Origin of the sequence: Wolbachia endosymbiont (group B) of Pilophorus perplexus (assembly GCF_964028155.1) — a bacterium.
Lineage (GTDB): Bacteria > Pseudomonadota > Alphaproteobacteria > Rickettsiales > Anaplasmataceae > Wolbachia.
Map to the genome: position 1 here is coordinate 137,153 of NZ_OZ034754.1, position 21,891 is coordinate 159,043.

23 protein-coding genes, 2 rRNA genes and 2 pseudogenes are annotated in these 21,891 nt (G+C 34.9%); 15 read left to right on the top strand and 12 right to left on the bottom strand.

Translation table 11 applies throughout. The features are described 5' to 3' along the window. Positions 1–37: 37 nt before the first annotated feature. Positions 38–700: a hypothetical protein gene (locus ABWU28_RS00755; protein WP_353275345.1), complete on the top strand. Its 663-nt coding sequence runs from the start codon at positions 38–40 to the stop codon at positions 698–700. Here ABWU28_RS00755 and ABWU28_RS00760 read toward each other — a convergent pair. The 6 genes from ABWU28_RS00760 to ABWU28_RS00785 form a co-directional block, all read right to left on the bottom strand. Next, the gene (locus ABWU28_RS00760; protein ID WP_255324780.1) at positions 697–822 is read right to left on the bottom strand and encodes a hypothetical protein; all 126 of its coding nucleotides are present in this window, start codon (positions 820–822) and stop codon (positions 697–699) included. The two genes, ABWU28_RS00755 and ABWU28_RS00760, sit on opposite strands and share 4 nt — an antisense overlap. Beyond that, positions 819–2,366 carry a group II intron reverse transcriptase/maturase gene (gene ltrA, locus ABWU28_RS00765; protein ID WP_019236826.1) on the bottom strand — a complete coding sequence of 516 codons (1,548 nt, stop codon included), beginning with the start codon at positions 2,364–2,366 and terminating at the stop codon, positions 819–821. The genes ABWU28_RS00760 and ltrA (ABWU28_RS00765) overlap by 4 nt, the downstream gene beginning before the upstream one ends. A 37-nt stretch (positions 2,367–2,403) precedes the next feature. Next, positions 2,404–2,547, bottom strand: coding sequence for a hypothetical protein (locus ABWU28_RS00770; protein ID WP_019236827.1), 144 nt, complete (start codon positions 2,545–2,547; stop codon positions 2,404–2,406). Between the two features lie 254 nt (positions 2,548–2,801). After that, positions 2,802–2,999 carry a hypothetical protein gene (locus tag ABWU28_RS00775; RefSeq protein ID WP_230609272.1) on the bottom strand — a complete coding sequence of 66 codons (198 nt, stop codon included), beginning with the start codon at positions 2,997–2,999 and terminating at the stop codon, positions 2,802–2,804. Positions 3,000–3,043: 44 nt separating this feature from the next. Continuing rightward, positions 3,044–4,117, bottom strand: coding sequence for an AI-2E family transporter (locus ABWU28_RS00780; protein WP_264686181.1), 1,074 nt, complete (start codon positions 4,115–4,117; stop codon positions 3,044–3,046). 49 nt (positions 4,118–4,166) lie between these two features. Beyond that, complete coding sequence (locus tag ABWU28_RS00785) at positions 4,167–4,733, bottom strand: alpha/beta hydrolase (protein WP_353275347.1); 567 nt, start codon at positions 4,731–4,733, stop codon at positions 4,167–4,169. On the opposite strand from ABWU28_RS00785, the gene ABWU28_RS00790 reads away from it, so the two are divergent. The 9 genes and pseudogenes from ABWU28_RS00790 (at position 4,732) to ruvC (ending at position 10,629) form a co-directional block, all read left to right on the top strand. Further along, complete coding sequence (locus ABWU28_RS00790; protein WP_264376682.1) at positions 4,732–4,878, top strand: hypothetical protein; 147 nt, start codon at positions 4,732–4,734, stop codon at positions 4,876–4,878. The genes ABWU28_RS00785 and ABWU28_RS00790 overlap by 2 nt on opposite strands. A 277-nt stretch (positions 4,879–5,155) precedes the next feature. Continuing rightward, complete coding sequence (ispD, locus tag ABWU28_RS00795) at positions 5,156–6,361, top strand: 2-C-methyl-D-erythritol 4-phosphate cytidylyltransferase (protein WP_264376683.1); 1,206 nt, start codon at positions 5,156–5,158, stop codon at positions 6,359–6,361. A gap of 159 nt (positions 6,362–6,520) precedes the next feature. Next, entirely contained in the window at positions 6,521–6,907 is a 387-nt protein-coding gene (locus ABWU28_RS00800) for a hypothetical protein (protein ID WP_353274937.1), read from the top strand. Between the two features lie 26 nt (positions 6,908–6,933). After that, on the top strand, positions 6,934–8,235 hold the full coding sequence (gene ltrA / locus ABWU28_RS00805) for a group II intron reverse transcriptase/maturase (RefSeq protein WP_353274935.1): 1,302 nt from the start codon (positions 6,934–6,936) through the stop codon (positions 8,233–8,235). A gap of 11 nt (positions 8,236–8,246) precedes the next feature. After that, positions 8,247–8,420, top strand: a complete 174-nt coding sequence (locus tag ABWU28_RS00810) for a hypothetical protein (protein ID WP_353275350.1) — start codon at positions 8,247–8,249, stop codon at positions 8,418–8,420. Continuing rightward, a pseudogene (locus ABWU28_RS00815) lies at positions 8,363–8,566 on the top strand (TenA family transcriptional regulator); the annotation flags it as partial. The gene ABWU28_RS00810 and the pseudogene ABWU28_RS00815, both read left to right, overlap by 58 nt. A gap of 39 nt (positions 8,567–8,605) precedes the next feature. Then, complete coding sequence (locus tag ABWU28_RS00820) at positions 8,606–9,265, top strand: TenA family protein (RefSeq protein ID WP_353275351.1); 660 nt, start codon at positions 8,606–8,608, stop codon at positions 9,263–9,265. Positions 9,266–9,312: 47 nt separating this feature from the next. Beyond that, positions 9,313–10,140 carry a cytochrome c oxidase subunit 3 gene (locus ABWU28_RS00825; RefSeq protein WP_019236912.1) on the top strand — a complete coding sequence of 276 codons (828 nt, stop codon included), beginning with the start codon at positions 9,313–9,315 and terminating at the stop codon, positions 10,138–10,140. Continuing rightward, positions 10,141–10,629, top strand: coding sequence for a crossover junction endodeoxyribonuclease RuvC (ruvC, locus tag ABWU28_RS00830; protein WP_019236913.1), 489 nt, complete (start codon positions 10,141–10,143; stop codon positions 10,627–10,629). Between the two features lie 25 nt (positions 10,630–10,654). On the opposite strand, the gene ruvX is transcribed toward ruvC, so the two are convergent. The 3 genes from ruvX to ABWU28_RS00845 are packed head-to-tail and all read right to left on the bottom strand — an operon-like array spanning position 10,655 to position 14,083. Beyond that, the gene (ruvX, locus tag ABWU28_RS00835) at positions 10,655–11,122 is read right to left on the bottom strand and encodes a Holliday junction resolvase RuvX (RefSeq protein WP_019236914.1); all 468 of its coding nucleotides are present in this window, start codon (positions 11,120–11,122) and stop codon (positions 10,655–10,657) included. 57 nt (positions 11,123–11,179) lie between these two features. Next, the gene (locus ABWU28_RS00840) at positions 11,180–12,964 is read right to left on the bottom strand and encodes a ribonucleoside-diphosphate reductase subunit alpha (RefSeq protein WP_007302519.1); all 1,785 of its coding nucleotides are present in this window, start codon (positions 12,962–12,964) and stop codon (positions 11,180–11,182) included. A 48-nt stretch (positions 12,965–13,012) separates the two neighbouring features. After that, entirely contained in the window at positions 13,013–14,083 is a 1,071-nt protein-coding gene (locus ABWU28_RS00845) for a methyltransferase domain-containing protein (protein ID WP_007302520.1), read from the bottom strand. 331 nt (positions 14,084–14,414) lie between these two features. Between ABWU28_RS00845 and ABWU28_RS00850 the strand changes: the two genes are divergently transcribed. The 3 genes and pseudogenes from ABWU28_RS00850 to ABWU28_RS00860 form a co-directional block, all read left to right on the top strand. After that, positions 14,415–17,179: ribosomal RNA gene (locus tag ABWU28_RS00850) — 23S ribosomal RNA — on the top strand. Positions 17,180–17,246: 67 nt separating this feature from the next. Next, positions 17,247–17,353 (top strand): 5S ribosomal RNA (gene rrf / locus ABWU28_RS00855). Between the two features lie 191 nt (positions 17,354–17,544). Beyond that, positions 17,545–18,402, top strand: a pseudogene (locus ABWU28_RS00860) (IS66 family transposase); the annotation flags it as partial. Here the strand turns inward: ABWU28_RS00860 and ABWU28_RS00865 are convergent. Genes ABWU28_RS00865 through rpmH form a run of 3 tightly spaced genes read right to left on the bottom strand, consistent with a single transcriptional unit; the run spans position 18,381 to position 19,158 of the window. Continuing rightward, complete coding sequence (locus tag ABWU28_RS00865) at positions 18,381–18,602, bottom strand: hypothetical protein (RefSeq protein ID WP_353275354.1); 222 nt, start codon at positions 18,600–18,602, stop codon at positions 18,381–18,383. The pseudogene ABWU28_RS00860 and the gene ABWU28_RS00865 sit on opposite strands and share 22 nt — an antisense overlap. A gap of 60 nt (positions 18,603–18,662) precedes the next feature. Further along, positions 18,663–19,040, bottom strand: a complete 378-nt coding sequence (rnpA, locus tag ABWU28_RS00870; protein WP_081439702.1) for a ribonuclease P protein component — start codon at positions 19,038–19,040, stop codon at positions 18,663–18,665. Beyond that, entirely contained in the window at positions 19,024–19,158 is a 135-nt protein-coding gene (gene rpmH / locus ABWU28_RS00875) for a 50S ribosomal protein L34 (RefSeq protein WP_080600798.1), read from the bottom strand. The genes rnpA and rpmH overlap by 17 nt, the downstream gene beginning before the upstream one ends. A gap of 107 nt (positions 19,159–19,265) precedes the next feature. On the opposite strand from rpmH, the gene pstC reads away from it, so the two are divergent. Both pstC and atpD read left to right on the top strand, forming a co-directional pair. Beyond that, positions 19,266–20,354, top strand: a complete 1,089-nt coding sequence (gene pstC / locus ABWU28_RS00880) for a phosphate ABC transporter permease subunit PstC (protein ID WP_012482001.1) — start codon at positions 19,266–19,268, stop codon at positions 20,352–20,354. A gap of 96 nt (positions 20,355–20,450) precedes the next feature. After that, positions 20,451–21,887 (top strand): F0F1 ATP synthase subunit beta, encoded by a 1,437-nt coding sequence (gene atpD / locus ABWU28_RS00885; protein WP_353275357.1) that lies wholly within the window; start codon positions 20,451–20,453, stop codon positions 21,885–21,887. Positions 21,888–21,891: the final 4 nt, after the last annotated feature.

Here is a 21,891-nt window from a genome sequence, read left to right on the forward strand (position 1 = left end):
TTAAACTGCACTGACTTTAAAGCGAGGTTACAAGAATATGCTAAATGATAACAACTTAACACAAGCACAACGAAATTTGCATTTTAAGTTGAAAAAGGTAATATCAAATGGTGGGGGAATTAGTAATATCTTGAAAGTAGCCTCAGAGAATGACTTACTAAAAGTTCTTACAATAGGATATACTACACGATTTCCAAGAGGTGGGGAACGCACTTTAACACTACTTAGCCTCGCCATATTCAAATGTAATGACGAATGCGTTAATTCTATTTTAATACATTCTCAAAATAACGGTACACTGCAAGAGATTATTAATACTGAAAATATTATAAACTATCAAGATAGTCTGATGTACACCTTAACATCGCTTGGCTTTGCTATACATCACAATAAGCCAAGATATATTAATGATATTTTAACAAAAGCCCAGGACAGTGGAATACTACAAGATATTCTTGCTGCTAGAAATATTGTACAGTATTTCAATACTATGGAGTATGCTTTAACACCACTCAGTTTCTCTATATATGAAGGTAATAAAGAATGTATCAGTTCTATTTTAGAAAAAGCTCAAAATAATGATATGCTGCAAGGCGTTTTTATTGCTGAAAATATTTTACAGTTTTCAGATGGTCTGACGCATATTTTAACACCAATTAGCTTTGCCATATATGAAAATAATAAGGAATGTTGTAACTAGTCAGGTAAGGAAGCAGTATTACTACTACCCCCTCCCTTAGAAACGCAGCATGCAGGTTTCCCCACACTACGCTTGAGCCCCTTATCTAAGTTCTTCTTTTCTAGAACCGGCTTGTCCTTCATGATTCCTCAGGAAACATCATTCTTAATGGTGACACCAACAGTAGAGAACCTTCTCTTGAAAAGGAGCTTGCTAACATTCTTGTTCGTTTCACTCTCTCATCAAAATACTTTTTCCATTTTAAGTCAAGGGGATTTGCATCCGCTCTGATTTTAACATGTCGTCTGATAGGTATATCAATCAGCTTAAGCAGTCTTAAATACCGTATCTCTTTTGGTTTGTTCTTGCATATGGGTGCAGCAAAAACCCATTGGCGTTGACCCATTACTTTGAAGTAACGATTCTTTATCCAACGTAATCCTTTACGAGGATGTCTTTTCTTTGCCCATTTCCATAAACTATGCCAAATTTCATTGTCGATCTTTCTAAACGCTTTTTTAGCACACACATGGTGATAGTAATTTCCCCATCCTCTCAGTAGAGAGTTGAGTGACTTAATTACTATAGCCTGAGTGTTCGCTATATTTGCTTTTATCAATGTACGTGCTTTATTAAGAAGTCTTTTAATACTTTCTTTCGAAGGTTTAATAATTAACTTCTTATTATATCTACGTACATTACAACCAAGAAAGTCAAACCCTGTTGTAATAGATGTAATCTTTGTCTTCTCTTCTGACAGAATTAAACCTCGCTCATGAAGAAAAGATGATACTAAAGGCTTAACTTCCTTTTCCAGTACTTCATGTGTGAAACCTGAAATAATAAAGTCGTCTGCGTACCTGATTACATTCACTCCACTTCTGATTTTTCCTCTTCTTTTGCTACCTAATTTACCAAAGCGACTTTCTAATAACTGTTCAAGACCATCTAAGGTAAAGTTAGCTAGTATTGGAGAAATTATACTTCCTTGCGGAGTGCCAGCAGTTGTGGGATACAGAGTTTTCGATTCTAGGAAACCAGCTTTTAACCATCTATGAAGAATTTTCTTTTCCATAGGAATATGCTTCATAAGCCATTCATGGTTAATGTTGTCAAAGCACCCTTTGATATCACCTTCTAGTATCCATTGTGGTCGATTGCGTCTTGCCAGTAATAAGTGACAAGCAGCAATAGCATCCGCGCAGGATCTTTTAGGTCTAAAGCCATAGGAGTGACGATCACTGATCGTTTCAGCTATCGGTTCCAGAGCAAACAGATATAATGCTTGCATCGCTCTATCTTTTATCGTGGGTATACCGAGAGGCCTTCTTTTGCCATTAGATTTACTGATATAAATTCGTTTGAGCGGAGAAGGTTTATATCCTCTTTGTTTTAACAGCTTTATTCCTTGAAATTTAGCATTGCAAGTTGACCATAGTTGACGATCTACACCTGCTGTGGTTTTTCCTTGGTTTTCAGTTACTCTCTTAACAGCCAAAGCTTTTCCGCTAAAAGAGCGTGTGAGAAGATGTTGTAAAGCTTTTACCTTACCCCATCTTCCTTCTTGGACAGCCTTAACAATACGTCTTTGTAGCCTCACAATAACTTTCTGGCATTTCTTCCATGGCAATTGCTTCCATGCTTCAAAGCTTTCGGTAGATGCACTTACAGGTTTACTTGTAATCATCTGCTTTCCTACCTTAAGTGGTTAACAAAGTTTCTTGTCACGAGGGACCAAATGGAAGTCTGCTCGTTTTCACGCGAATTAATGTTACAAATTCTATCCATTTCGTTACAAAATGGCATTCGCTTTCTCCATTCTCCTTTACCTGCACTTCCATCAGCATTCCTTGCGGTTTGCTTGCCATGTAGGCGAAAATACAGGCTTACCCTGTTTCTCCAGTCATACAACAGTGGGTTAGGTGGCTTCTCTATACCGGTGGAGTTATTATTTGCGTACATCTAGAAATGAAAAATGTAACTTATCCACATTACCTTTTGGTCAGAGCTTATCAGCATCTTTAGCTCTTTCATCGTATCGGTACTTATAAAGCTTCACTTACGTTCACCATACCACTAGCCTAGCCCTCCAACCACATGATGCTTGCAGTTTATGCCCCTCTCACGATTGAGCATCTTCTTTTTCAAGAGGAGGTTCATTGTCCGCATCGCTTGGCACCAACCGGTTGCCCGATTCGCACTGATGCGTAGACTCAGACGGCAAAACATCTGGTTTAATAAGTTTTAGAATCCTTTCAGTTTCTTTCTGAATGAATTCCTCTCCTTTTAAACAATATGACCGAAGACTTTCAGGTCGCACCATCTCTCAAATGTATCAGAGATCCTTTTTTTATCGTGAACTAATTAGCCATTTTTATAAAGCTCACTTTCAAAATATTTATTGACTGCATATTCTACTAATACACTGAACATTGCTATTATTGGAATAAAAAATAATATACCTATAAACCCAAAATATGAGGTGCATATGACAACTCCTAAAATAATGATAGTTGGATGTATATGAACTTTTTTTCCTATTAATAAAGGCACTAATATGCTTGAGTCTATTAATTGACCAACACTAAATAATAGCAAGACAGCAGTACTTTCAAACCATCCACTAAATTGAGTAATGGCGCTCAAAAATCCGATAATAGTGTATAATAATGGCCCTATATAGGGTATAAATGTTAATGTTCCTGATAAAATTCCAATAGCTACAGAATGCTTCAGCCCAATTATGCTAAGGCCCACGGAGTAAAAGATCATCATGACTATACATACGTTTAACTGTCCCTTTAGGTAATTAGATATAATGAAATCTACTTTAGAAAAATAACCTGCAGCTTTTTCTCTGTAAAGAATGGGAATTAGTTTATTAGCCTTTTCTACAATTGCAGGCCAATCACGTAATACATAAAAAAACACCACAAGCGTAATAGCTATTAATGATACCATGTAAATCAAATTAAAGCTTGAATTTAGCACTTGAATTATAAGATTACTGCCCATGCTAAGAGCATTTATAAAATAAGATATATAATCACTGTAATTTTCTACTAGATTTTTAGACAAGTGATCAAATAAACTATCTTCAGTTTTTATATTAAGAAATTCTAGCACAGAAGGAATCACTTTAAGCTTTAATGAAGGTATCTTATTCACTAAGAAATTTAATATTAAAGTAATTTGAAAATATATAATAGGTAAAACAAATGTGATAACTAATATAAAAGCTATCAATAAGGTAAGTATTATAAAAACTACAGAACATGAACGTGGTATTCTATATTTTTCAAACTTGGTTACTAGCGGGTTAAATAGATGTGCAACAAAAACAGATATTAGACACGGAACAATCATAGGACGCATCAAAAATAATGCCCCTATTATGAAAAGCAGTACACAACAAATAGTTATATGACGTTTTTGCATGTGTTTAGAATAGTTAATTTACCGAAAAATATAAAGTTTTTTGTAAGTACTATCTATTCATTATTTTATTAGGCATGAGATCAGCCAAATTTTCACTCAATTGCCAACTAGATAAAACTCCGTTATGCGGGTTATCTGTAAAGCTTCTCAGATTAACGATCTTAATCGAATTTCTATTTAACAATAGATCATCTACTGCCTTTGCCAATTGTGCAGGATATGGTATTAAGGTGTCTCTTTCATGATTAATGACTACTATTGGTATATTATCATTTTGTAGCTTTTGTATATTGCTTACTATATCAAAATCTAAATTTAGGACCTTAAGCATCTTTTTCAATAAGCATGAGGGCAGTACACTTAAAATTTTTGCTTGAGGAATTGGAAAATGCTTTATTGCATTATGAAAAGAGCTGAAAGTGCTAGTAAAAATAACGCCTCCAAGTTTAATATTTTTGTCTGTAAAATATTTTAATACTTCTGATGCAACTGCTCCTCCAAAGGAATGGCCGAAAAGTATGATGTTTTCAGGTTTTACACCCTTGTCCATTAATTCATTGATTTTTTTTATCGAAGACTGAGATAAGCTTTTATTCTTATTTATAAATGGAATCATGAGTATTGATATAGACAAAAAAGTGCAAATCAAAGCTGCTAATATTGCTGAATTCGCTGTCCTAGACGTCATTGGGTTGGTAAATAATATCAGAGTGGGTGATAATATGGATATTCCTAAAAATAAGAAACTAGCTATTGCGTAAGTTATATAGTTTTGAAATGCAATTGGGTATTTATGTGCATGAGTGTGAAAATTAGACCTATGGAGATATGTAGATCTATCTTGTATATACCTGGCCGCATTCTTATAATTATCACCTATTCCATGAAAAAATATAAGATGTATCTCATTTTCTTTATTATACTTAGCAACGTGTATTATTTTCCTCTAGCATATATTACACCTAGTAAAAGAATATTCTTTTTTGAGAATTGGATCAACTTTTTTAAAATGCTAGATAACTTGTATTAACACCGAAAATGGTAAGCATGTACACTAACAGACTTGAGGAATACAAGATAGCAGCATTAATAGTTGCAGCAGGAGTAGGCAGTAGATGCAATGCCAAAATCCCTAAACAGTATATAAAATTGGCAGGTAAGTCTGTTTTATTTCACACAATTAGGAAATTCTTAGCTAATCAGTACATAAGTTACATAAGAGTGGTAGTGAATGAAAGTCAAAAAGATTTCTATAAAGAAGTTACGTCATCAACTATAGATACTAAATTGCTGAGTCCAGTATGTGGAGGAAAAAGCAGGCAGAGTTCAGTTAAACTTGGACTGGAGAGTTTGCAAAAGATCAATCCAGATTTTGTTATTATACATGACGCTTGTAGGCCTTTTGTATCAAATATTCTAATAAACAACTTGATTGAATCTATGATTAATGGTCAATATACAGGAGTAGTTCCAGCAATAGAAGTCGAGGATACTATATCGTTGGTGAGTAATAATTTCATTGAATCTACGATTTCAAGAGAAAAACTTAGAGCCATGCAAACTCCTCAAATTTTTAATTTCAGAGAATTATTATCGTGCCATCAATCAGTCAAAGAATTTACTGATGATTCATCACTAATGGTAGAGCATAAAAAACATGTTGCGATTATTGAAGGTGAGAAAAAGAATTTTAAGTTAACTACAAAAGAGGATATCAATATGGCAAAACTTCTCTTTGGAGAGCCAAAATTCCGTGTCGGAACCGGTTATGATATACATAAATTTGTTAAAATTCAAAATGATGCTAAGAGCTTTATAAAAATTTGCGGTGTGGAAATTGAGCATAATATGGCAATAGAGGCACATTCCGATGGTGATGTTGCAATACATGCAATCGTTGATGCAATACTCGGAGCACTAGGATGTGGCGATATAGGAGAACATTTTCCTCCTAATTCCTCTAAATGGAAGGATTGCAATTCATCTCATTTTCTTGACTTTGCTGCTAAAAAAGCACAGGAAAAAGGATATAGCGTGTCTAATTTAGATATTACTATAGTTTGTGAAGAGCCTAAAATATCGCCTTACAAAGCAGGAATGAAGGAATTCATATCAAAAATATTAGAAATTAATGGTGAATTCGTAAATATCAAAGCAACCACAGCGGAAAAATTAGGTTCTATTGGAAGAAATGAGGGAATAGCAACGTATGCTTCTGTGCTATTGCGTGCAAATTTTTATTGAAGGTAGAAACGAAATAACTTACTTGACAAACTCCACCATTTCACTTCCATTGCAAGGAAAGTGGGAAGGTTTGTCAAGGTGCGCCAAGAAGTGCTTGGAGAACAGTTGGTGAAAATCCAACACAAACAAAGTCTAGCCAACAGTTTGGAACAGACCACTATGTTGCATGAGGTAACGAGTGTAATAGAGCTAGTGGGATGGACAATGCAGGGTACAACGAAAGTGAAGGGATTGAGTTCCGAAATACCTGAAGACATAGAGGTCGACATTTTCATGGCCATGGAAGACAGCATGAAGGATAGCGTAAAGGCAAGTTATCACTCACTCTATCGGGATCTGAGACCGTGCCATGTATTGAAATGGACTTCAAGTGAACTTGGGAGATCCTATGCATTCCTACAAAGGTACGCTGGAACAAGTCAACAAAGGCAAGAACTAGCGGAAGATGCAGGGGAAGTCGGACTGATTGATAGTACTCAGAATGTGGGAAAGCCACGTACAAGGGGAAGCGATCAGCAATATAGTAACTGGAATAGGGATTGCTAGGCCAATACAACGGAGGTTGGAATAACATGCAAAATAAACTAAACCAGATAGCAGTAAGAGCAAAGCAAGATAAGCGACTAAAATTCACATCGTTAGTCCATCTGATAAATACAGAGAATCTTGCGAGATGTTATAAAGAACTGAAGCGTAACAAGGCTTGTGGAGTAGACCAGATAACAGTGGAATCATACGGAGAAAATCTGAATGAGAAACTCGAAGTGCTAGTAGAAAGTATGAAGAGGAAGCAATATCAACCACAACCAGTAAAGAGGGTATATATACCGAAAGCTGGAAGTAAAGAGAAACGCGGACTCGGAATACCATCGACCGAGGATAAATTAGTACAGATTATGCTGAAGAAGATACTAGAAAATATTTACGAGGCAAACTTTCTGGACAGCTCATATGGATTTCGACCTGGAAGAAACTGTCATCAAGCGGTAAATGCACTAGATAAAGCAGTTATGTACAAGCCAATAAACTACATTGTAGAAGTGGATATCAAGAAGTTCTACGATAATATACAGCATAAATGGCTAATGAGATGTCTAAGGGAACGAATAACTGACCCAAATTTGCGGTGGTTAGTAAAGCGGTTTCTCAAGGCAGGGATAGTCGAAGCTGGAAATTATGAAGCAACAAAACAAGGTACACCCCAAGGTGGTATAGTAAGTCCTGTATTAGCAAATATATACTTACATTATGTGTTGGATTTATGGATAGAAAAGAAATTTAAACCAAGATCCAGAGGATATATACAACTAATAAGGTTTTGCGACGATTTTGTGGTTTGTTGCGAAAGTAAGGTAGACGCGGAAGAATTTCTGGAATTACTGAAACAAAGGCTAAATAAATTTGGGTTGGAAGTATCTGAAAACAAGACCAGAGTAGTAAAGTTTGGCAAGAGGGAGTGGCAACAAGCGATAAGAGAGAAACGAAGGACGGAAAGTTTCAATTTTCTGGGGTTTACGCACTATGGTGCAAAAAGTCGTCGTGGTAGATTAATAATGGGACATAAAACCTCAAAGTTAAATCTAGCCAGAAAACTAAAAGAAATCAAGGAGTGGTTGAAAATAGTCCGCGGAAGTATTCGACTTAAAGCTTGGTGGCAAGTACTGAAGGCTAAATTAACAGGACACTATAACTACTTTGGTATTAGCGGAAATTATTGGTGTTTGAAACAATTTTACACATCAGTAAGAAAGCTAGCATTTAAATGGATAAATCGGCGTAGTCAGAAAAAGAGTATGACCTGGGAACAGTTTGTACACTACGTAGAAGTAAATCCATTACCAAAGCCAAAAATACATTTTTCTTTATATGCATAAGAGGGACGACTGTGAAAACTAATATTGATGAGCCGTGTGCGGGAAATCTGCAAGCACGGTTCTTTAGGGGGAGTTGTAGTAATAAAACTCAAACGAGAGGAGTAAAGCTACAGCTTCTACCGAACATGAGGTTAAAAATAGCAAGTACGAAGGATGGATCAATATTTACAATAGCAAAGCAATGAATGCTGCAATTGATGAGTTTACTAATGTTACGAATAAATTTTATAAGAAAGCTGGCGATTGTGAAAAAAGAAGGATGCATGAGTTTTTTAAGAGAGGTTTAGAGCTAGAAATATTGTTTTGGGATGAGATGTATTCTCTAGCATAATCTGTAGTATTAACACTAAATTATATTCTAGTTTATGTGATGTTTAGTGGTATAATTAAGAGTTATTATGGGTCAAATCTTTTAAAGGATATTATTGAGCATCCTTTCAATGTTGAATTAGCAAATAATACTTTAAACATAGAAAACTTCAAATTTTATATACAACAAGATGCATTCTTTTTAGCTGATTATGTTCGTACTGTTTTAATGACTGCATCAAAAATGGAGAGTTGTAATAACATTGTTCCATTGATTGGGGTGGCTAAAGGAGGAATAGAGATTATGAGAGTGTTATACGACCACTACTTTACTGTATACTCCATAAATCGTGGAGAAAAGTCGCTTGAATGTTTCAATTTTACTAACTTTCTTTTGTCTACTTCGTATAGCGACATTTATGAAGCTGTAACAGTTCTTTACTCTTGCCATTTTATATATAAAATTATTGTTGATAATATGAGAAATAAAATTAAAAAAAATAATAGATATAAGGATTGGTTTGATTTTTTTGGCGGTAGTTTGATGGAATCTGGATGTGTTGCTTTGGAAGATATTGTTGACGAGTATTGTAACAAAGCAAGGGAAAGTGAAAGAACCAGAATGCTTGAATTATTTAAAATAACTGCACAATTTGAGTTAGACTTTTGGAATAGCGCATATAATTTTTCAAAATTTGATCAAAATTTTAAGAAATATTGACAATTTTAAGCTAATTTGTATGCTTGATATGTATTTTTGAAGGTGATATGAAAAGTAAAGAACATGATTTTCATTTAGTGGACCCAAGTCCCTGGCCAATTGCTATATCAGCAGCAATTCTTGTTCTTGCACTTGGATTAGTTGGTACACTCCATAAACAAATTTCTGGAATATTTGGTTTAGTTTTGGGAATCTCTGCGGTATCAGGAGTGCTGTTTTATTGGTGGAGAGATGTAATAAGAGAAGCAATTTATGATAAATGCCATACTGCCATTGTAAAACATGGACTCAAGCTTGCAATGTACTTATTTATCCTCTCGGAAGTTGTGTTTTTTATAGCGTTCTTTTGTTCATTCTTTAAAGCCTGGCTTGATCCGGTTTTTTTATTTGAAGCGTTTTCTCCTACAAAAAAAGTTGAATGGCCCCCTGAAGGGATTTTACCACCGGATCCGTGGTCGTTACCATTTATGAATACACTAATATTATTACTTTCTGGTACAACGATTACTTCAGCACATCATTTTTTACTTGAAAATGATCAAAAGAGCATGATTAAAATGCTGTCTATAACTATATTGCTTGGGATGTTCTTTATAATAGTGCAAGCAATTGAGTATTATGAAGCAAGTTTTTCTCTACAAGAAGCGGGAGAGAAACTTATCTATACATCCAACTTTTACATGATTACTGGTTTTCATTGTGTACATGTTATAATAGGGATAATATTCTTGTCAGTATGTTTATTTAGAGCTCGAAAAAATCAGATTACACCTCAAGATCATTTATGTTTTGAGTTTGCTTCTTGGTATTGGCACTTCGTTGATGTAGTTTGGATATTTTTATTTTTGTTTGTTTATTGGCTCAGCATTTATTAAGTGATTAAGATAATAGGTCTAGATCCAGGAATAAGCAAAACTGGTTGGGCAATTATCAATCTGGAAGAAAAAAATAGTATTGAATTTTTGGGTGGTGGTGCCATATCAACTGATAGTAAGTTGGGTACAGGTGAGCGTTTACATATAATTTTTGAAGAATTAAAGAAAGTAATTTCTCTATACTCTCCAAATGAAGCTGCAGTAGAGAAAATTTTTGTTAATAAGAACCCAAAATCTTCGCTAACTTTAGGATATGCAAGAGCGATTGCAATTTTAATATTACGAATGACGGATTTACCCATGAATGAATATGATGCAAACTATATAAAAAAGAGCATTACTGGAAATGGTCATGCTGATAAGGATCAGATTATATTTATGGTGAAGCAAATAGTTAAAAACTTAAATATAAAATGTCATCATACTGCTGATGCTCTTGCTACAGCAATTTGTCATGCTTATACGAGAAGTTCTTGTTTTATTGAATAGTTTTACATGAATTCAGTTGAAAAAACTATTTGATGGTATTTATCTTATCTAACGTTCGTTGCAGAATAATACATGCAGCAATTTTATCATCTATTTTTTTTGATTTTGTGATTGATATTCCAGTAATTTTTAGTGCGTGAGTTGCAAGAGATGTTGATAGACTTTCGTCTTGTAGGTATATGTGTACTTTACATTTTTTTATTATTTTATTTGCAAACTGGATTATTGCTTTACACCATTCAGTCTCTTGGTCATCTATTTTGAATGGTAGTCCTATTACCATTGATCCAGCTTCATTTTCTTTAAGCACTCTATTTAGATAACCTAAATCTTTGCTCATATTTCTTCTATAATATATACTATGAGCTGTAGCTATAAGCTGTGTTTTATCACTAAATGCTATGCCTATTTGTTTTTCTCCCATATCAAGGCACATTATACGTTTATCTCTTGGAATAGACTTTAGAAATTCATCTGGATTTATATGTAGCATCTATGAAAACATAACTTTTGTACAATTGTATTTTTGTGACAGTAAGTTATGTACAGTCTACTGGCATGATAGACATTCATCATAATTAATATCTGTTTTTTGTTGCAATATTTCACTTTTTTTGAATATGTCATGTGAGACCTTGTCAGCTCTCTGCATTGATTGTGATCTGCAATAATACAAGCTTTTTAATCCTTTTTTCCAAGCAAGCATATGTATTTTGTGTAAGTAACGTTTATGCACATTGGCAGGTAAGAACAGATTTACTGATTGAGATTGACAAATATAAGGAGTTCTATCACTTGCATGTTCTATGATCCATTGTTGATCAAGTTCGTATGCTGTTTTAAATGTCAGTTTTTCATGCTTGCTAAGAAAATCTAAATGCTGAACAGAACCCTCATTTGTTGAAATTGAGGACCATATTTCATCATTGTCTTGATTTTTTTCTGCTAGTAGTTTTTGCAAGAATTTATTTCGTACTACAAATGAACCTGTAAGTGTCTTCTGTATAAATACGTTTGCTGCATATGGCTCTATTCCAGGGGAAGTGTTGCCTGCGATAATCGAAATTGAGGCAGTTGGAGCAATAGCGAGCTTATGTGTAAACCTTTCCATTAGATCGATTTCTTTAGCATCAAGACATGGCCCTTTTTCTTCTGCTAATTTTTTAGAAACTACATCTGCTTGCTCGCGCAAATGCTTAAATACTTTTTTATTCCATTGTTGGGCTGTTACTGATTCAAAAGGAACCATTTTACTTTGTAAAAATGAATGAAAACCCATCACGCCAAGACCGATACTACGCTCTCTTATTGCGGAATATTTTGCTCGCTGTATTTCATTTGGTGCTTGGTTTATGAAATCCTCTAATACATTATCAAGAAAACGCATTATATCTTCTATGAAAAGCTCATTATCTTTCCATTCTTCGTAGTATTCAAGATTTACGGATGATAAACAACATACAGCAGTGCGTGACTTTTTCAGGTGATCGTAACCTGTAGTTAAAGTTATTTCACTGCATAGGTTTGACATTTTGATGTCTAAGTTGAGTTTTTTGTAAGATTCTGGCTTATTGTTATTTGTTGCATCAAGGAAAATAATGTAAGGTTCTCCAGTTTCAACTCTTGCTGTTAATATTTTAATCCATATATCCCGTGCTTTTACTGTTGAAATAACTTTATTGTTATGAGGGCTTATTAAATCCCATTCTTGATCATCTTCAACAGCTTGCATAAACTTATCTGTTACTATTACAGCATGATGTATATTTAATGCTTTGCGATTTGGGTCACCACCAGTTGGCTTACGTAAATCTAGAAACTCTTCTATTTCTGGATGCCATACAGGAAGATAAACTGCTGAGCTTCCTCTTCTTAAGGATCCTTGGCTGATTGCAAGCGTCAGAGCATTTTGTACTACGATAAATGGCACAATTCCTGATGTTTTACCGCTACCTTTGACACTTTCACCAATTGAACGTAAATTTCCCCAATAACTACCTATTCCACCACCACGTGCAGCGAGCCAAACATTTTCATTCCATAAATCAACTATTCCCTGCAAGCTATCTTCAGTTTCGTTAAGAAAGCAGGAAATAGGCAATCCTCTCTTGGTACCACCATTACTAAGTATTGGAGTTGAAGGCATGAACCATAAATTGCTCATGTAATCATAAAGACGCTGTGCATGCTCTTTATTATCAGAGTAGTAATTGGCAATACGTATAAAGAGATCTTGATAACTTTCATTTTCTATTAAATACCTGTCCAATAGAACTGCTTTTCCAAAATCAGTTAATTTACTATCCTTTGCGTAGTTAATAGCAATGTAATTCATAAGACTCCCTTTATGATAATATAGACATTTATTTGAGCGATTTCTCGATTAAGTTGTTAAATTTTTTTGTGGATACTGTAATGCAAACAAGATACCATCAACTTGGCTGCCATATATTTTACAGTAACTCATTTGACTTATTTGCATATTTGTTTCTTTTGCAACATGCTGAATATAATCTTCTGAGTGACGAAAATAATCTCCTTTGTTTACAAAGTCAATACCTTTACCTTCCTTTCTTCTTACTAAACATACAATAACCCCTTTTTTGTTTGTCAATCCTTTTGCTAGTTCCAATTCTGCTAGAAAATCATGTAGATAGTGTAGCACTTCAGCAAAGATAATTACATCATACTGCTGGTTCTTCTCTTGTTTAAGAAACTCTTTCATTTCTGTATGTATTAACTCATCGTAAACAGGTTTACCTTTTATAAGGCATCCTCTTGCAATATTGAGCATTCTATTTGAGATGTCAACTCCTGTTATGCGACTTCTAATATTACTTATTTTTAGGAAGTGACCACATATTCCAGTACCGCAACCAAGGTCGAGTATATTCAGTTTAGAAGTGGAGTTGTTAAAGACTTTTGTAATTATCATGTGTACTAGTTCATGCCCTCTGTATTGTTTGGCAATTAGCCAATGCTCAACAAAATATTCACCTGTGTAATCAAAATATTGCTTTATGAGATTTTCAGGCAATTCCACAATATCTGATGTGTTTGTTATTTTCTTTATATAGTAAGAAGCTTCTTTATGACTACTATCTAATTTTAGGGTTTTTGTTAAATAATTATAAGCTTTGTTAGTATTGCCTACTGCAAAATGACATCTTCCGATATTATACCAGACTAGAGGTAAATTAGGGTAGAATATGCTAATTAACCAAAATCTTAACTTTGCATCTGATATATTACCTTTATAGAAGTGATATAACCCGATTTCAGTGTTGGTATTTAACAGGTTTTTAGATTTTTCAAGAAACACTACAATTTCTTTATGGAGAGTACTGTATTTATCCATAATGAAATTTTTTACTTTTTTACTATTTAATAAGCCAGTGAGCTTGGATATACAATTTAAAGCAAAGTTTTTTATAAAAGATAGATTACTTTTCATACATTAGAAATACTCCAAATGTTCATTTTCATTTTTAGGTAACTAATTTTAACACATTTTATCTTACAAAATATCTTTTTCATTAATTTTTCTGTACATATCAATTTGTCAAATATTTCTTAGATTATAATGTTTAAGATTGCTGGTATATTGTTGTTGATAATAATAGGTAAATGTTTTGTGTAAAAAGGCGTTGACATATGATTTATCAGATTGTAACATATAAAAGATTAGTTTTTAGATGTTTGAAAAGTTTTATGGTAGAGATTATTTAATCTCAATTCAATTGTAAGTTAATATTTAACTCTGCATATTCTACATATAGTCAGATAAATAAATTATTAAGAGCACTTGATGGATGCCTTGGCGTTAAGAGGCGATGAAGGACGTGGCAGGCTGCGATAAGCTGCGGGAAATTGTCAACAAATTTTGATCCGCAGATTTCCGAATGGGGAAACCCAACTAGCTTAGCTAGTTATTATATACTAAGTATATAAAGCAAACTTGGTGAACTGAAATATCTAAGTAGCCAAAGGAAAAGAAATCAACCGAGATTCTGTTAGTAGTGACGAGCGAAAGCGGAAAAGGCTAGTGATTTAAAAATAAGAATTAGAATACTCTGGAAATGGTAACCATAGAAGGTGATAGTCCTGTACAAATAGAAAGTTTTTAAATCCTTGAGTAGAGCGGGGCACGTGAAATCCTGTTTGAATATGGGGGGACCATCCTCCAAGCCTAAATACTCCTTAACGACCGATAGTGAACAAGTACCGTGAGGGAAAGGTGAAAAGAACCCCGGGAGGGGAGTGAAATAGAATCTGAAATCAAGTGCTTACAAACAGTTGGAGCTCTATATCAATTTATTGATATTTAGAGTGACAGCGTACCTTTTGCATAATGGGTCAGCGAGTTAATCTATGAAGCAAGCTTAAGCCGATAGGTGTAGGCGTAGCGAAAGCAAGTCTGAATAGGGCGTTTAGTTTTATGGATTAGACCCGAAACCAAGTGATCTAGTCATGACCAGATTGAAGGTATGGTAAAACATACTGAAGGATCGAACCAGTTAATGTTGCAACATTATTGGATGAGTTGTGATTAGGGGTGAAAGGCCAATCAAACTTGGAAATAGCTGGTTCTCCGCGAAATCTATTTAGGTAGAGCGTTGTATTTATGTTGTTGGGGGTAGAGCACTGGATAGACTAGGGGGATTCATCATCTTACCAAATCTAACCAAACTCCGAATACCAATAATTAATTATACAGCAGACACACTATGGGTGCTAAGTCCGTGGTGGAAAGGGAAACAGCCCAGATCACTATCTAAGGTCCCAAAATTACAGCTAAGTGGGAAAGGAAGTAGAAAAACCATTACAGCTAGGAGGTTGGCTTGGAAGCAGCCATCCTTTAAAGAAAGCGTAACAGCTCACTTGTCTAAATAAGTTTTTCTGCGCCGAAAATGTACCGGGGCTAAAGCTGTATACCGAAGGTGTGGGTGCTTATTGATTTCGATTAATAGGTGCGGTAGCGGAGCGTTCCGTAAGTCTGTGAAGGTGGTTTGTAAAAACTGCTGGAGATATCGGAAGTGAGAATGCTGACATAAGTAGCGTAAAAGAGTGTGAAAAACACTCTCACCAAAAATCTAAGGGTTCCTACGTTAAGTTAATCTACGTAGGGTTAGTCGGTTCCTAAGGCGAGTCCGTAAAGGAGTAGTCGATGGCAATTAGGTTAATATTCCTAAACCTCTTAAGTGTGACGGGTTTTGTATTTGTATAGATCTGATTGGATTGATCTATGCTTAAAAGAAGCTCCAGGAAATAGCACTTATATTTATGAGGCCGTACCGTAAACCGACACTGGTGGATGAGTAGAGTATACTAAGGTGTTGAAAGAATGATGTTGAAGGAACTCGGCAAATTATACCTGTAACTTCGGAAGAAGGGTAACCTGCTTTTAGGCAACTATAAGTAGGTGGCACAAAATAGGGAGTAGCGACTGTTTACTAAAAACACAGGACTCTGCAAACACGTAAGTGGAAGTATAGGGTCTGACGCCTGCCCGGTGCTGGAAGGTTAATAGGAGGGGTGCAAGCTCTGAATTGAAGCCCCAGTAAACGGCGGCCGTAACACTGACGGTCCTAAGGTAGCGAAATTCCTTGTCGGGTAAGTTCCGACCCGCACGAATGGCGTAACGATTTCTCCACTGTCTCCAACATCACTTCAGCGAAATTGAATTCCCCGTGCAGATGCGGGGTACCCGCGGTTAGACGAAGAGACCCCGTGCACCTTTACTATAGCTTTACATTGCTATTAAAAGTGTGATGTGCAGGATAGGTGGGAGACTTTGAAGTTATGGCGCTAGCTATAATGGAGTTAACCTTGAGATACCACCCTTTACACTTTTGATATCTAACTATGTTTCATTATCTGGAACTAGGACATTGTATGGTGGGTAGTTTGACTGGGGCGGTCGCCTCCTAAAAAGTAACGGAGGCGTGCGAAGGTAAGCTAGAGCTGGTCGGAAATCAGCTTGATAGTACAATGGCATAAGCTTGCCTGACTGCGAGGCTGACAAGCCAAGCAGAGACGAAAGTCGGTCATAGTGATCCGGTAATTCTGTATGGAAGGGTTATCGCTCAACGGATAAAAGGTACGCCGGGGATAACAGGCTGATGGTGTTCGAGAGTTCATATCGACGACACCGTTTGGCACCTCGATGTCGACTCATCACATCCTGGGGCTGGAGAAGGTCCCAAGGGTTCGGCTGTTCGCCGATTAAAGTGTTACGTGAGTTGGGTTTAGAACGTCGTGAGACAGTTCGGTTTCTATCTGCCGTGGGTGAAGGAAATTTGAGAAGATCTGACTCTAGTACGAGAGGACCGAGATGTATATACTTCTGGTGTACCAGCTGTTATGCCAATAGCATCGCTGGGTAGCTATGTATAGATGGGATAATTGCTGAAAGCATATAAGCAAGAAACCCTCTTCAAAAAAATTTCCCAATTAAGGCCGTGGGAGACTACCACGTTGATAGGCTAGGTGTAGAAGCATGGTAACATGTGAAGCTAACTGGTACTAATAGCCTGATTGATTTATTTGCTTTCTATATGTGCATATGCAGTGTTAAATATTAAATTAAAATTTATTAAGTCAGAAATTTTTGTTGACTTGGTGGCTATAGCAAAAATGAACCACCCGATCTCATTTCGAACTCGGAAGTGAAACTTTTTAGCGCCGATGATACTTAAAAAGGGAAAGTAGGTCGTTGCCAAGTTTATAAAAATTTCTTCTTATTTATATCTTTTCAGTAGAGCGATGAAACAAGGTAAACATAGAGTAGCTGTGAGGTAATATAACTGATCTTTTAGAACTCTGCGAAAACTTTAAGATAAAAGTAGAAAATTTAAAAGTAGAATTTGTCACTTATTTCCAAATTAGGAGGAGAGATAGCAACATTTAACAAATCATCAAACAATTGATCTTCCGAAAATCAAACTTTATATAATTGAATATTAATTAAGTTGTTGGAGATGAGGAGAAAGAAGAAGTAGCAAACTACCAAAAAGCAGATACATTTGGTCCAATAGTTAGGTGATAATTGTAGCACTCAGTGGATCTTATAAAAATTCAAAACGTGAAAATTATAAGTGATGTTTTTAATGTGAATTGAAAGCGTATCAAATAGTGAATATAGAATTCCCTCAAATGCAAAAAGGTGTATGAGCAAATCGAATAAGAAAAGTGAGGTTTTGCGCATCAACGTGTTATAATAAAGGTAAACTTGGTTAGTGCTGAAGCAATACTGCAAGTTTTAAAGGGAAAGAAGATTTAAAAGACAGTGTATGTTGCAATCGTAATAGTCGCTGAAAGGTACTTTGAAACATAGCTGGACTATTGAAGTTAAAATTCTGGGCTGTTACTTAAAAAACGCATCCACTGAATTATTTATGCTAAAAAAAGCTTTATTAAAAAATGAAACAGAAGTGTAAGAAAGTTGCAAAACGTATAAGGTATTACTTGAAGCTACCTATCTGAAGCAACTGGAGCTTCTCAAGTTGCGAAAAATATTTTAAAATCTGAAAGAATGATGTGAAATTTTTTAAGTAAACCAGAAAGTATTCCACTATCACGCTGAACAGCAAATTAGGCATTATATCGTTTACTGTAAAAGCTCATATTTTACGTAATCAGAGCTAGGAACTTGAAAGGATAATTTCATTATACTTAACATGGAAACAAAGAGAACTATACAATCCCCTACCTATCGTTTCTTCAACCACTTCCCTGAACGGGTACTTTTATCAAACTATTCTCTTATTGTAATGAGCTGCTTCTATATTAAAATTTAGCAATTTCCCTCTAGGATTATCTTTATTTTGTTCTAAATATTGGCTTTGTTCAAATGCCATTCCCCATTGTGTACGATAGCTAGACTTTCTATATTCATAAAAACTCTCTTCAGCATTATTTGTATCGAGCTTTTTATCTTGTTTTTTTATACTTTCTACCTCAAGCACCCACATCTATTAATTTATTTTAAAAACCTCACTTATCTTATCATAAAAAATATAGCTGTAAATACTTTAGTGAAAATTCCTTCTTATTTTATCTTTCTTTAAGCAAATATTGAGGTCTTTTTGTAAATTTTTATAGCCTGCTTGCATAATGTTTTGATGGGTTAGTATTATGTAATAGTATCCTACATTACTTATATTAGAAATGCTAACTTTAGCTAGCATTCGTAATTGCCTTTTTATTTTATTTCTTTTTGCTGCTTTTCCGACTTTTTTACTGATAGCCAGACCTACTCTAATAACATGAATATACTTTTCAGGTTCTCTTTCTTTTATAGCATATAGTGATATATATACCCCTCGATAAAAAAGACTGTAAGATGCTAATCTGTTTTTAAAAGCAAAGGAAAACTCTTTTTTTTTATGCTTACTATGCGCATAATTTATTACACCCTAATGAGCGACGCTTATTAAGAATTTTTCTTCCAGCTTTTGTTGACATACGTGAACGAAATCCATGTTTGTGCTTTTTTTTAAAATTTTTTGGTTGAAATGTTCTTTTCATTGTTTTTATATTAATATGACTATTTATTTTAAACTATTTTGCTCTATTGTCAAATAATGGTCAACTTCTGTGGCATTCTTGTTGAATAAAATTTGATATATGGAAAAATGAATTTAATTATAGGCGTACTTGTTTTACTAGTCCTTTTATTTTGTTTGAGTAAGTTTCAAGCAGTAAGTAAAGTTAAGTCTTATATATATTTGAGTTGTATGTGGATGCTACCTTGTTTGTTAGCATTCTATGATGGTTATTTTATAACTTCTATTTCTATAGCGTTACTTTTTTTTATGCTGATTTTTATCCTTAAAGGTAAAAGAAATAAGATGGTAAAATTTTTGTTATTTATGGCTTTAGCAATATCACTTTTTATCACTTTATTTATAATGCTATCTATTTTTGTTCAGTCCATTTCTTTTTTTAATAAAGTAGCTATTTCAGAATTCTTATTTTGCTTAAAATGGAAGCATAATGTAGCTATTATTGGTGAAGGAGAGGTGGGGTGTTTTGGTATAGCGCCACTTTTAGTGGGGACATTACTTATAACTATTGTAGCAATGTTAGTTGCGGTGCCGCTTGGTTTATTTTCTGCAATATATATTAGTGAGTATGCGAGTGAAAAAGTGCGTTATGTTATTAATACAGCCTTACAGGTTTTGTCTGCTATTCCTACTGTTGTATATGGATACTTCTCAGTTATATTTTTGTCTTTTTTTATAAAGCAGGTAGCAAATTTTTTTAATTTAAGTATACACTCAGAAAGTGCTTTGATTGCTGGTTTATCGATCGGGGTAATGATTCTTCCTTTTATTATTTCTTTGCTTGAAGATGCTATAAGATCTGTTCCAAAAAGTTTACGTTATGGTTTTATGGCGCTTGGCGCAACACCAGCGGAAACTATATGGCATATAACAATACCTTATGCAATGCCTACAATTTTAAGTGCAATTTTATTATCAATTTCAAGAGTAATAGGTGAAACAATGATTGTACTAATGGCTGTGGGAATTAATGCAAATTTGACCTTTAATCCTCTCAATTCAGTTACTACTATCACTGTACAAATTGCTACATTACTTACCGGAGATCAGGATTTCAATAGTGTGCAAACTCTTGCTGCTTATGCGCTTAGTTTGGTGCTGTTTGTTATTACTTGGCTATTGAATGCATTTGCATTGTTTATAATGAAACGTAACTAGTAAGTGTTTTAATATTGCAAAATTTCTGTTAATAATATAAGATTTATTTTCTTTAGAAGTTCTTTTATAGAATTGTAGTGTTAGGTGATGAAAGAGATGAGTACAGGTAAAGTAGTTAAAATAACTCAAGCAGTTGTTGATTTAAAATTTGAAGACGGGTTGCCTAAGATATTTAATGCTTTAAAAAGCAAACTAAAATATAAGGGCAAGGAGCTAGTTTTAGAGGTTTCACAGCATATAGGTGACAATATAGTTCGTTGCATTGCTATGGATAGCACAGATGGTATGTCAAGAGGTGATGAGTTTGTTGATACAGGTGCACCAATATCAGTTCCGGTTGGACGCTCAACTTTAGGAAGGATTTTTAATGTTGTAGGGGAGCTTATAGATGAGTGTGGTCCGCTAAAAGGAAAGTATGATTTAGAACCTATACATAGATCACCTCCAAGCTTTACTGAGCAGAAGATACAGGAAGAAGTTTTAGTTACAGGAATAAAGGTTATAGATCTTCTTGCTCCTTATCTTAAAGGAGGAAAAATTGGCTTATTTGGTGGAGCTGGTGTTGGTAAAACAGTTCTGATAATGGAGCTGATTAACAACATAGCAAAAGCTCATAAAGGATTTTCTGTGCTTGCTGGAGTAGGAGAGAGAACGCGTGAAGGTAATGATCTTTATAACGAGATGATTACTTCGAATGTAATAGATATAAGTGAGCACGAAAAATCTCAAGCCGTTTTGGTTTATGGTCAAATGAATGAACCTCCTGGAGCAAGGGCTAGGGTTGCTTTAACAGCACTAACTATGGCGGAGTATTTTCGTGATCATGAAAATCAAGATGTTCTATTTTTTGTAGATAATATCTTCCGTTTTACTCAAGCTGGCTCTGAAATTTCTGCTTTGCTTGGAAGAATACCGTCGGCTGTTGGTTATCAGCCAACTCTTGCGACTGATATGGGCGCTATGCAAGAGAGAATAGCCTCAACTACTGCTGGTTCTATTACTTCTGTACAGGCTATATATGTTCCTGCAGACGATTTGACCGATCCAGCTCCAGCAACGACATTCTCTCATCTTGATGCAACCACAGTGTTGTCAAGGCAGATAGCTGAAATGGGTATATATCCTGCTGTTGATCCACTTGACTCAACTTCTCAGTCTTTATCTGCTGAAATCATTGGTGAAGAACATTATAATGTGGCTTCTGAGGTGAAACGTATATTGCAAACTTATAAGTCGCTGCAAGATATTATCGCAATACTTGGTATGGATGAACTATCTGATGAAGATAAAATTATTGTTGATAGAGCTCGTAAAATTCAGAAGTTTCTTTCTCAACCTTTTCATGTTGCGGAGGTATTTACTGGCATGTCTGGCAAATTTGTTTCACTTTCTGATACTATTTCTAGTTTTAAAGGAATTATTGAAGGTAAATATGATCATCTGCCAGAAGCTGCTTTTTATATGGTGGGAAGTATAAGTGAAGCAATAGAAAAGGCTGAATCAATAAAAGCTGAAGTTGGAGCCGGACATTAAAGAT